Source organism: Streptomyces sp. NPDC008137 (assembly GCF_042957035.1).
Classification (GTDB): Bacteria; Actinomycetota; Actinomycetes; order Streptomycetales; family Streptomycetaceae; genus Streptomyces.
The window spans coordinates 1-10,908 of record NZ_JBIBHN010000061.1; the positions used below are offsets into that span (position 1 = coordinate 1).

Below are 10,908 nucleotides of genomic sequence, written 5' to 3' on the forward strand. Positions count from 1 at the left end.
CCGAGCGTGGGGGAGTCGGCGACCGACGAGAACGCGGCAGATGTGCGTGCCAGGCCCCGCGTCTGCGGCGTGATCCAAACGACAGGCCCTAGTCCTGCCCTGGGACCGCCATCTCCCCGAGGAGCGCCCAGTCGTCCTGCGGAATCGTCGCGTTCACGATGCGCGGCGTCTCGGCCAGATGCGGCGGCAGCGTCTGCTGCGCGGCCTTGAAGTGCGCGGACTGCACATGCGCGGCCCCGGCCTCGTCGTCGCGGAAGGCCTCGACCAGGACGTACTCCGTCGGCTCTTCCACACTGCGCGACCAGTCGAACCACAGGCAGCCGGGCTCGGCGCGCGTCGCCCGGGTGAAGTCGCCGGCGATCTCGGGCCAGCGGTCGGCGTGCTCGGGACGGACCCGGAACTTGGCGGTGATGAAGATCATGGGATTCCCTTCGCTGATGTGCTGTCGGCGACACGATCGTACGAACCCGGCAGGTCGGCGACTCGACCGGGAGAGGCGCGGGCCGTCAGGAGGAGCGGGAGGGATGCACCGCTCCCTCCGTCATGGTCAGCGGAGCGCCGCTGCCACCCCAGCGCAGTGCGACGATCTCGGCGGCGACGGACACCGCCACCTCCTCGGGGGTACGAGCCCCGAGATCGAGGCCGACCGGTGAGCGCAGCCGGGACAGCTCGTGTTCCGTGAGCCCGGCCTCGGCCAGGCGCTCGGCCCGCTCGGCGTGGGTGCGGCGGCTGCCCATCGCCCCGATGTACGCGGCGGGCCGGCGCAGTGCCTCCTGGAGCAGCGGCACGTCGAACTTGGGGTCGTGGGTGAGGACGCAGATCACCGTGCGTTCGTCGGTGTCCGTGTCGCGCAGATAGCGGTGCGGCCACTGGGCGACCACCTCGACGCTCTCTGGGAAGCGCCGCGGCGTGGCGAATACGGGACGGGCGTCGCAGACCGTGACCCGGTAGCCGAGGAAGTCCCCGATGCGGGCCACGGCCGCGGCGTAGTCGATCGCGCCGAAGACCAGCATCCGCGGCGGCGGCGCGAAGGACTCCAGGAACACGCTGACGGAGTCCTCACGGCGCTGCCCCCGCGGCCCGTAGTGCCGCAGACCGGTGGCGCCCAGGGCCAGCTCGCCCCGGGCGTCGGCGGTGACGGCCGCGTCCAGCCCGCTCGCGCCGAGCGTGCCCGAGACCCGGTCCGGACGGACGGCGAGCGTGGCCCCGCGAGGCGCCGGGCCGCCGGTCACCGTGGCCAGGCTGACCGGCTCACCCGCGGTGACCGAGCCGACGACCGCACCGAAGGCGGGATCCCGCTCGGGCGTCACCGGGCGCACCAGCAGAGTGATCTCGCCGCCGCAGGTCAGACCGACGGCGAAGGCGTCCTCGTCGCTGTAGCCGAAGGTCTCGAGACGTGCCTCGCCGCTCGCCACGACGTCCCGCGCCAGCTCGAACACCGCGCCCTCGACACAGCCCCCGGACACACTCCCCACGACCTCATCTCCCGGGCCCACCGCCATGGCCGCGCCCGGGTCGCGCGGCGCGCTGCGGCTGACCTCGACGACCGTGGCGAGGCCGAACGGGAGCCGGGCCGCGTACCAACGGCCCAGCACCGGGAGGATGTCACGCACGATCCGCTCCTTCCGCGCACCCCACCGGGTACCCCGGCCGGGGTTAATTCCGTTGTGGCCCCTCGGGCCGGTCTGCTGCACTGCACGGGACAGCGACGTCACCGAGTCCCGAGGAGCAGCAGATGCGAACTGCGTTCATGTCCCCCCAGCCAGGAACGGACCTCTCTCCGAAGGACATGACGCTTCGTGCACGTGCTCAATCTTGGAATCCTCGCCCATGTCGACGCCGGTAAGACCAGCCTGACCGAGCGGCTGCTCCATTCGGCCGGGGTGATCGACGAGATCGGCAGCGTCGACGACGGGAACACCCGTACCGACACCCTCGCGCTGGAGCGGCGGCGCGGTATCACCATCAAGTCCGCCGTCGTCTCGTTCCCTCTCACCGGTGTGACGGTCAACCTGATCGACACCCCCGGCCACCCGGACTTCATCGCCGAGGTGGAGCGCGTGCTCGGCGTCCTGGACGGCGTCGTGCTCGTCGTCTCCGCCGTCGAAGGCGTGCAGGCGCAGACCCGGGTGCTGATGCGCACGCTCCAGCGGCTGCGCATCCCGACCCTGCTCTTCGTCAACAAGATCGACCGACGCGGCGCACGGTACGAGGAGGTGCTGCGGGCGCTCTCGGCCCGGCTGACACCCGCGATCGTGCCGATGGGAACCGCCACCGGCCTCGGCACCCGCCGGGCTCGCTTCACGCCCGGTCTCGGCTCCGCGGCGCTCGACGTCCTCGCCGGCCATGACGACACCCTGCTGTCCGCGTACGTCGAGAACACCGTCACGGACGCCCTGCTGCACGCCTCCCTGACAGCCCGGACCCGGGAGGCCCTGGTCCACCCCGTCTTCTTCGGCTCCGCCGCCACGGGCGCCGGTGTGGACGCCCTCCTGACGGGCATCGAGGAACTGCTCCCCCCGGCCGACGGGGACGCGGACGGGCCGGTCTCCGGGACGGTGTTCAAGGTCGAGCGGGGCCCGGCGGGGGAGAAGGCAGCCTACGCCCGGCTGTTCTCCGGCACCCTGCGCACCCGCGACCGGATCCCGTTCGGAACGGACGGCGCCGAAGGCCGGATCACCGCGATCAGCGTCTTCGGGCAGGGCACGGACACGCGGGGCGACGCCGTCGTGGCCGGGCAGATCGCCCGGCTCTGGGGCCTCGGCGACATCAGGATCGGCGACGCGATCGGCGAACCCCGCAAGGCGTACGAGCACTTCTTCGCCCCGCCCACCCTGGAGACCGTCGTCGTGCCGGGCCCGGACGTGAGCGGCGGCGCACTGCACCTCGCGCTCACCCAGCTCGCCGAACAGGACCCGCTGATCGGCCTGCGCCATGACGAACGGCGGCAGGAGACCTCCGTGTCCCTGTACGGCGAGGTCCAGAAGGAGGTCATCCAGGCCACCCTCGCCGAGGAGTACGGGCTCGGCGTCACCTTCCGCGAGACCACGCCGCTGTGCGTCGAACGGCTCGTCGGCACGGGACAGGCCGTGGAGTTCAACAAGAAGGACGCCAACCCCTTCCTCGCGACCGTCGGCCTGCGCGTCGACCCCGCACCGGTCGGCTCCGGCGTCGAATTCCGGCTGGAGGTGGAGCTGGGCGCCATGCCGTACGCCTTCTTCAAGGCCGTCGAGGACACCGTGCGCGAGACCCTCGACCAGGGACCGCACGGCTGGCGGATCCCCGACTGCGTGGTCACCATGACCCACAGCGGCTACTCGCCCCGGCAGAGCCACGCCCACCAGGGCTTCGACAAGAGCATGTCGAGCACCGGCGCCGACTTCCGCGGCCTGACCCCGCTGGTGCTCGTCGAAGCGCTGCGGCGGGCCGGGACCCGGGTCCACGAGCCGGTGCACCGCTTCCGCGTCGAGGCCCCGGCGGACACCCTCGGCGCGCTGCTGCCGGTGCTGGCCGCGCTCGGCGCCGTACCGCGGACGACCGAGACCCGGGGCCCGGGATGCGTCCTGGCGGGCACGGTGCCGGCGGCCCGGGTGCACGAGCTGGAGCAGCGGCTGCCGGGGCTCACCCGAGGCGAGGGCGAGCTGGAGAGCGTCTTCGACCACTACGCGCCGGTCACGCACGGCACGGTCCCGCGGCGCCCGCGCACCGACCACAACCCGCTGAACAGGAAGGAGTACTTGTTGAATGTGGCACGAAGAATGGCCGGATGACGTGTGCGAGCCGGCCGAGCGGGAACTTACTCCAGAGTCAGGGGTGTTGACGGTGTCCTGATATCGCCGGACTGTAGTGGACATGCCAACTATTCGGGTACGTCTCCTGGTTGTCCTGGCTGTCCTCTTCGGCTCGCTGACGGTGGCGGGCGTCCCGCCCGCCACCGCCGCGCCCCCTCCCGACTCGCTCTGGTTCGACGACCCGACCGTCACCGTGCGGGACGGCCGCTTCACCGACGCCTCCGGCCGCGAGATCGTGCTCCGCGGCTACAACGTCTCCGGCGAGACCAAGCTGGCGGAGAACGGCGGCCTGCCCTTCGCCTCGGTCGCCGACGCGAAGAAGTCCGCGACCGCCCTGCGCGCCCTCGGCGGCGGCAACACCGTCCGCTTCCTGCTCTCCTGGGCCTACGCCGAGCCCGAGCGCGGCAAGGTCGACACGGCCTACCTGGCCGCCGCCACCGACCAGATGCGGGCCTTCCTCGACGCCGGCATCCGCGTCTACCCCGACTTCCACCAGGACCTCTACTCCCGGCACCTCTTCGACGCCGACAGCTGGTACACCGGCGACGGCGCGCCCAAGTGGGCGGTGGACGCCGGCAACTACCCCGACGAGTCCTGCGGGATCTGCCTCTTCTGGGGGCAGAACATCACCCAGAACGAGGCCGTGAAGCGAGCCTCGTACGACTTCTGGCACAACGCGCACGGCGTGCAGGACGCCTTCCTCGCCACCGCCGAGAAGACCATGACGTACCTCCGGCAGCACCTCGGCACCGACCCCTTCAAGGGCGTCGTCGGCTTCGACCCCTACAACGAGCCGCACGCGGGCGTCTACGACTCCGGGCAGACCAGCCGCGCCTGGGAGAAGGACGTGCTGTGGCCGTTCTACGAGAGGTTCCGGGCCCGCATGGACGCGGCCGGCTGGCGGGACAAGCCCGCCCTCGTGGAGCCGAACCTCTTCTGGAACGCCAACCTCGACTTCCAGAAGCAGGAGGGCGGCCTGCTGGACGCCGGCACGCTCGGACCGCGCTATGTGTTCAACACCCACTTCTACGACCAGAAGGCCATCTCCGGCGTCTTCATGTGGGGCAAGGCGGCCGACGGCCAGTACGTCAACGACTTCCGCACCGTCCGGGACCGCGCGGCCGCCGCGCGGACCGCCGCCGTGGTCAGCGAGTTCGGGCACCCGCTGGCGGGCAATGTCTCCGACAAGGCGCCGACCGTCCTCAAGGGGATGTACCAGGCCCTCGACTCAATGCTGAAAGGGGCCGACTGGTGGTCCGACCCGGCCGCCTCGGGGCCCGTGCTCTCCGGATCGCAGTGGCAGTGGGACATCTACAACGGCCGCCACCGCGAGCTGATGAACGGCAACCCCGACAAGGTCCTCACCACCGGTGACGCCTGGAACGACGAGGACCTGTCCGCCGTCCGCCTCGACGACTCGGGCAAACCCGTGCTGCGCCAGGACGCCCGGCTCCTGGACCGCCTCTATCCGAGCGCCACGGCGGGAACGACCGTCGGCTTCACCTACGAGGACCGCTCCCGGGACGGTTCGACGACACTGACCTGGAACCCGGTGCCGAACTCGCTGCCCAACGTGCAACGGCTCGTGGGATCGGGGCAGTACGGACTGCTGCTGTGGCGCTCGGACGGCGGCTCGGCGCCCACCGAACTGCACCTGCCGGCGAGCTTCCCGACCTCGTCCACCACGGTCGTCTCCGACCTGGGCACGGCCCATGCCCCGCCGGCGTACACCTCGGCGACCCCGGTCGGCGTGGCGCGGGAGCCCGGCGGCACGGGAAGCCGCCGCCTCCTGCTCACCGCGCCCGACTCGGGCGTGCTGCACTACGCGCTGGTGACCAACGGGGCGACCGGCCCTTCGGCGGACCTGCTGAACGCGGCCCGCTCCGAACTCGCGGCATGGGCCGCGAGGGAGGCCGGCTAACCGGCCGGGCTCGTCCAGCCGGCCTCCACATGACCGAGCCGGACGCGCTGCGGGTGGTCTCCGACCGGCACGGACACGACCTTCTTCCCGGTGGCGAAGTCGATGGCCGTGACCTGGTCGGAGCCGCTCTCGGAGACCACGCAACTCCTGCCGTCACCGCTGACCGTGGCCCAGTAGGGCTTGGCGGCGGTGACGAGCGGGCCCTCCTGGAGGGTGGCGCGGTCGACGACCGTGGCGTAGTCGTCCATGGTGCCCGCGACGCAGAGCTTGCGGCCGTCCGGGCTCATCGAGAGGCCGTGGTGGCGGGAGTCGTTGACGAACGTGGTGCGGTCGTCGCTGGTCGCCGGGTTCTTCGGCAGGGTCTTGGTGCGGGTGATCTTGTCGGTGGCCAGGTCGTACTCGAAGAAGCCGTTGAAGAACGACACCTGGAAGTACAGCTTCGACTCGTCCGGCGAGAACACGGCCGGCCGGACCGCGTCCGAGTAGTCCTTGAGACCGATCGCGTCCAGGCGCTGGCGCATGTCGATGACCTTGACCTGCTGGTACGTGGTCGCGTCGATGACGGTGATGCGCCGGTCGCCCTTCGTCCAGTCCAGCCACGGGGCGTCGGTCTGCGTGTTCACCTCGCCGATCGACATGTTGTAGATGTACTTGCCGTCCTTGGTGAAGATGTTCTCGTGCGGCTTGTCCCCGGTGGCCGCCTTGCCGAGCTGTCTGCCGGTCTCGATGTCCAGCACGTGCACGGAGTTGCCGGTCGACGCCGACACCGCGACCCGCTTGCCGTCGGGGGAGATCGCCATGTGGTCGGCGCGGAAACCGGACACCGGGAAGCGCCAGTCGATCCGCCCGGAGGCGAGGTCGATCGAGACGACGTCGGCGAAGCTCGGCCGGGAGACCACCACCGACTTCCCGTCCGGCGTGGAGTACATGTCGTCGACGAACTGGTCGTGGCCCTCGCCGACGCTGTTGCGGATCGTCATGAAGGCGATCCACCGGATCGGATCGGCGTTGATCTCCGCCATCCGCTCGTCCTTGTCGGGGACGACGTCGATCCGGCCGACCTTCGCGAAGTCGCCGGTGGACCTGATGACATCGGCGGTGCCTTCCCAGTTGTTGCCCACGAACAGCACCTCGCGCAGCGCGGCGGAGGCGTCCGGGGCGTCCGCGTGGGCGGCGGTCGCGGGAAGGGTGAGAGTCAGGGCGAGGGCGGCGGTGACGGAGCAAACGTGCCGTCGTCGGAAGTCAGGCATGGCTGATCCCTCCTCTGGGGTGGGGTGAGGAATCTGAACACACGTGCTTTCAGAATGAACTTACTGAAAAGTAAGGATGGGGCGGCCTTCTCCACAAGAGCGCGTGCACGACAAAATCGGTGTTCGAACCACGAAGGGAGAGCCGGTGCCGGGCAGACTCAGAGCGCCGACCGGCCGCTACGGCGGCAAGACGGCCGAGGAGCGGCAGGCCGAGCGGCGCCGGCGGTTCCTCGACGCCGCGCTCCAGCTGTTCGGCGACACCCCCGGCTTCCGCTCCGCCACGGTCGCGGCACTCAGCGAGGCGGCCGGACTGTCCACCCGCCAGTTCTACGAGGAGTTCCGCACCCTCGAGGACGTGCTCGCCGCGCTGCATCTCCAGGTCAACGGCTGGGCCGAGACGGCGGTCCTGGAGGCCGCGGCCGCATCCGCCGAACTGCCGCTGGTCGAGCGCGCCACCGCGATCTTCCGCGCCTACGCGGGGAACCTCGCGGCCGATCCGCGCCGGATCCGCATCACCTTCGTCGAGATCATCGGCGTCAGCCCGCGCCTGGAGGAACAGCGGCTCGCCCGCCGGGCCGGCTGGGTGGACCTCATCTGTGCCGAGGCCGAAGCGGCCGCCGCGCGTGGGGAGGCCGCACCCCGCGACTACCGCCTGGCCGCGACGGGCTTCATCGGCAGCGTCAACGGGCTGCTGCACGACTGGAGCGCGGGGTGGGTGGACGCGACCCTGGACGAGGTGGTCGAGGAACTGGTCCGGCAGTTGCTGGGGATCCTGCGGCCGCCGGGATGGAGTCCCTCAGGCCGAGGTGCGTGACTCTGGAAGGGCCCGGGGGAAGGCCCGCCGGTAGTCGCCCGGCGACACCCCGAGGTGCTTGAGGAAGTGGTGCCGGAGGTTGTTGGCCGTGCCGAGGCCACTGAACTCACCGACCTTCTCGACCGGCAGGTCCGTCGACTCCAGCAGTGACCGGGCGCGCCCGAGCCGCTGGTCGAGGAGCCACTGAAGAGGAGTCGTCCCGGTGGCCGCCTGGAGGCGCCGGTAGAACGTACGCGGACTCATCGAGGCCCGCCGCGCCAGGTCGGCGACCGTCAGCGGCCGGTCGAGGTTCGCCCGCGCCCACTCCAGGACGGGAGCCAGCCCTTCGTCGTCGCTGGGCGGCACCGACAGCTCGATGAACTGCGCCTGCCCGCCCGGCCGGTGGGCGGGCACCACCATGCGGCGCGCCAGCTGGTTGGCGACGTGCGCGCCCAGATCGCGCCGCACCAGATGCAGACACAGGTCGAGGCCGGCGGTGAGCCCGGCGCTGGTGAGGACATCACCGTCGTCCACGTACAGCACCGACTCGTCGACCCGCACCTTCGGGTACCGCTCGGCCAGCCGGCCGGTGTGCATCCAGTGCGCGGTCGCGCGGCGGCCGTCGAGCAGCCCCGCCTCGGCGAGCGCGAACGCGCCGGTGCAGAGGGAGACCATGCGGGCACCCGCGTCATGGGCGCGCCGGAGGGCCTCGACCAGCCCCTCCGGCAGCGGCCTGCCCTCGTCGACGCAGGGGTCCGGCACCGAGGGCACGATCACCGTGTCCGCGTCCGCCAGGTCGTCGAGTCCGTAGCGGGTCCGCAGGGTCAGCCCGTGGCCCTCCGCACCCTCCCGCGCCCCCGCTCCCGTCCCGCAGAGCCACAGGTCGTACCAGGGATCGGCCAGATCCGGCTGCGGCTTGCCGAACACGGTGCAGGGGATGCTCAGTTCGTACAGGTCCCACGACGGGACCCCGATCTCCTCGGTCACGACCACGGCGACGGAACCAGCACTCATGCCCCGAAGCGTATGGCAGGAATTTGGTGGACACCGTCACCGCTGTCACTGTTCCCGGTCCTCGCGTCCTGCGAGCGTTGCCGTACGTGATCACGCATCACCTACGCACACCGCACGAGGAGTTGGGCATGAACACAGAACACCAGGCCGTCACCGTTCTCGGACTGGGCTCGATGGGCTCGGCCCTGGCCGCCGCGCTGCTGGACCGGGGCCACCCGACCACCGTCTGGAACCGCACCCCGGACAAGGCCCGGCCCCTGGTGGAGCGTGGCGCCCGCCTGGCCGCCACGCCCCAGGAGGCGGTCGCCGCCTCCTCGCTGATCATCGCCTGCGTGCTGGACTACGAGGTGCTGTACACGGTCCTCGACCCGGCCGCGGGCGGCCTCGACGGCAGAACCCTGGTCAACCTCACCTCCGGCTCTCCCGAGCAGGCCCATGAGGCCGCCGAGTGGGCCCGGTCCCATGGGGTCGATTACCTCGACGGCGCCATCATGACCACCCCGCCCGGTGTCGGCGATCCCGCCATGATGTTCCTGTACAGCGGCTCCCCGCAGGTCTTCGAGACCCATCGCCCCACGCTGGCGGCCCTCGGCGACCCCCTCCACCTCGGCACCGATCCCGGCCTCGCCTCCCTCTATGACGCCGCGCTGCTCGGCCTGATGTGGTCCACCATGACCGGCTGGCTGCACGGCACCGCGCTGGTCGGCGCCGAGGGGACGCCCGCCGCCGACTTCACCCCCGTCGCCACCCGCTGGCTGACCGCCGTGGCGGGCTTCCTCACCACCTACGCGCCCCAGGTGGACGCGGGCCGCTACCCGGGCGACGACGCCACCGTCGACGTACAGATCGCGGCCATCGGCCACCTCATCCACGCGGCGGCGGCCCGGGGCATCGACAACGCGCTGCCCGAACTGCTGAAGGCGGCCATGGAGAAGGCCGCCGCATCGGGCCATGGACAGGACAGCTACGCCAGCCTCATCGAGGTACTGCGCCCCGCGACGAGGGACTGAGCGGGCTACCCCGACGACCCCAGCACCACGAGGTTCACGGCCACCACCAGCGCGACTCCCAGCAGGAAGGCGGCCAGCAGCCGTGTGCGGAGCCCGCGGTACACCGCCTCGTACTCGCCCCGCAGTTCCTCCCCCCGGCGTGCCGTCCGCTGCCAGGAGGCCCGGGTGAGGGCGAGGTGCTCCGCGGCGAACAGCCGCTCCACCTCCCGGCGTTGAGTCTCGGGCAGCCAGTCGAGCCCGGAGGCGAAGCGCGCGGCGGCCGTGCGGGCCTCCTCGCGAGCGGCGGCGGCGAGCAGGTGACCTTCGACCTCGTGGTGGAACGCCCGCAGGTCCGCGGGGAGACCCTCCATCGCGGTCATCGGAGCGTCAGCTCCCTCTCCGTCGCGGCGACGTCCGTGTGATGCAGGTCGAACGCCGGGGACTCGCTTCGGATCCGGGGGAGGGCGGCGAAGTTGTGGCGGGGCGGCGGGCAGGAGGTGGCCCACTCCAGGGAACGGCCGTAGCCCCAGGGGTCGTCGGCCGTGACCCGCTCGCCGTACTTCGCCGTCCTCCAGACGTTGTAGAAGAACGGCAGCATCGACATGCCGAGCAGGAACGTGGAGATGCTCGACACCGTGTTCAGTGTCGTCAGGCCCTCCACCGCCAGATAGTCGGGGATCCGCCGCTGCATGCCCTCCGCGCCGAGCCAGTGCTGGACCAGGAACGTGCCGTGGAAGCCGATGAACAGCGTCCAGAAGGTGATCTTGCCGAGGCGCTCGTCCAGCATCTTGCCGGTGAACTTCGGCCACCAGAAGTGGAAGCCGGAGAACATCGCGAACACGACCGTGCCGAAGATCACGTAGTGGAAGTGGGCCACCACGAAGTACGTGTCGGAGACGTGGAAGTCGATCGGCGGCGAGGCCAGCAGCACCCCCGTCAGCCCGCCGAACACGAACGTGATCAGAAAGCCCATGGCCCACAACATCGGTGTCTCGAAGGACAGGCTTCCGCGCCACATCGTTCCGACCCAGTTGAAGAACTTCACACCGGTCGGGACCGCGATCAGGAAGGTCATGAAGGAGAAGAACGGCAGCAGCACACCGCCGGTGACGTACATGTGGTGGGCCCACACCGTCACGGACAGACCCGC

10 protein-coding genes are annotated in these 10,908 nt (G+C 70.9%); 4 read left to right on the plus strand and 6 right to left on the minus strand.

Annotation, left to right across the window (positions count from 1 at the left end; all coding sequences use genetic code 11):
* Window positions 1–88: 88 nt before the first annotated feature.
* Window positions 89–421, minus strand: a complete 333-nt coding sequence (locus ACFZBT_RS40445) for an antibiotic biosynthesis monooxygenase (protein WP_391115502.1) — start codon at window positions 419–421, stop codon at window positions 89–91.
* Window positions 422–506: 85 nt separating this feature from the next.
* Window positions 507–1,613, minus strand: a complete 1,107-nt coding sequence (locus ACFZBT_RS40450; protein WP_391115506.1) for an XdhC family protein — start codon at window positions 1,611–1,613, stop codon at window positions 507–509.
* 186 nt (window positions 1,614–1,799) lie between these two features.
* On the opposite strand from ACFZBT_RS40450, the gene ACFZBT_RS40455 reads away from it, so the two are divergent.
* Both ACFZBT_RS40455 and ACFZBT_RS40460 read left to right on the plus strand, forming a co-directional pair.
* Window positions 1,800–3,770 (plus strand): GTP-binding protein, encoded by a 1,971-nt coding sequence (locus tag ACFZBT_RS40455; protein WP_391115509.1) that lies wholly within the window; start codon window positions 1,800–1,802, stop codon window positions 3,768–3,770.
* Window positions 3,771–3,852: 82 nt separating this feature from the next.
* Window positions 3,853–5,712: a cellulase family glycosylhydrolase gene (locus tag ACFZBT_RS40460; protein ID WP_391115512.1), complete on the plus strand. Its 1,860-nt coding sequence runs from the start codon at window positions 3,853–3,855 to the stop codon at window positions 5,710–5,712.
* Here ACFZBT_RS40460 and ACFZBT_RS40465 read toward each other — a convergent pair.
* A complete protein-coding gene (locus tag ACFZBT_RS40465; protein ID WP_391115514.1) occupies window positions 5,709–6,962 on the minus strand; it encodes a PQQ-binding-like beta-propeller repeat protein in 1,254 nt (417 codons plus the stop codon). The genes ACFZBT_RS40460 and ACFZBT_RS40465 overlap by 4 nt on opposite strands.
* A 145-nt stretch (window positions 6,963–7,107) precedes the next feature.
* Here ACFZBT_RS40465 and ACFZBT_RS40470 point away from each other — a divergent pair, with 145 nt between their 5' ends.
* Window positions 7,108–7,776 (plus strand): TetR family transcriptional regulator, encoded by a 669-nt coding sequence (locus ACFZBT_RS40470; RefSeq protein ID WP_391115517.1) that lies wholly within the window; start codon window positions 7,108–7,110, stop codon window positions 7,774–7,776.
* Here the strand turns inward: ACFZBT_RS40470 and ACFZBT_RS40475 are convergent.
* Window positions 7,759–8,769 carry a helix-turn-helix domain-containing protein gene (locus ACFZBT_RS40475; protein WP_391115520.1) on the minus strand — a complete coding sequence of 337 codons (1,011 nt, stop codon included), beginning with the start codon at window positions 8,767–8,769 and terminating at the stop codon, window positions 7,759–7,761. The genes ACFZBT_RS40470 and ACFZBT_RS40475 overlap by 18 nt on opposite strands.
* A 128-nt stretch (window positions 8,770–8,897) precedes the next feature.
* Between ACFZBT_RS40475 and ACFZBT_RS40480 the strand changes: the two genes are divergently transcribed.
* Window positions 8,898–9,779: an NAD(P)-binding domain-containing protein gene (locus tag ACFZBT_RS40480; RefSeq protein WP_391115523.1), complete on the plus strand. Its 882-nt coding sequence runs from the start codon at window positions 8,898–8,900 to the stop codon at window positions 9,777–9,779.
* Between the two features lie 5 nt (window positions 9,780–9,784).
* Here the strand turns inward: ACFZBT_RS40480 and ACFZBT_RS40485 are convergent, their stop codons facing one another.
* Both ACFZBT_RS40485 and ACFZBT_RS40490 read right to left on the minus strand, forming a co-directional pair.
* A complete protein-coding gene (locus tag ACFZBT_RS40485) occupies window positions 9,785–10,138 on the minus strand; it encodes a hypothetical protein (RefSeq protein WP_391115526.1) in 354 nt (117 codons plus the stop codon).
* The coding region (locus ACFZBT_RS40490) for a cbb3-type cytochrome c oxidase subunit I (protein WP_391115529.1) at window positions 10,135–10,908 on the minus strand (774 nt) is incomplete at its 5' end. The genes ACFZBT_RS40490 and ACFZBT_RS40485, both read right to left, overlap by 4 nt.

What these genes read in the sequence shown, in the direction of transcription:
- ACFZBT_RS40460 (WP_391115512.1), top strand. Translation starts at nt 3,853, where the DNA reads ATGCCAACTATTCGGGTACGTCTCCTGGTTGTCCTGGCTGTCCTCTTC.
- ACFZBT_RS40485 (WP_391115526.1), bottom strand. Translation starts at nt 10,138, where the DNA reads ATGACCGCGATGGAGGGTCTCCCCGCGGACCTGCGGGCGTTCCACCAC.
- ACFZBT_RS40480 (WP_391115523.1), top strand. Translation starts at nt 8,898, where the DNA reads ATGAACACAGAACACCAGGCCGTCACCGTTCTCGGACTGGGCTCGATG.
- ACFZBT_RS40475 (WP_391115520.1), bottom strand. Translation starts at nt 8,769, where the DNA reads ATGAGTGCTGGTTCCGTCGCCGTGGTCGTGACCGAGGAGATCGGGGTC.
- ACFZBT_RS40465 (WP_391115514.1), bottom strand. Translation starts at nt 6,962, where the DNA reads ATGCCTGACTTCCGACGACGGCACGTTTGCTCCGTCACCGCCGCCCTC.
- ACFZBT_RS40445 (WP_391115502.1), bottom strand. Translation starts at nt 421, where the DNA reads ATGATCTTCATCACCGCCAAGTTCCGGGTCCGTCCCGAGCACGCCGAC.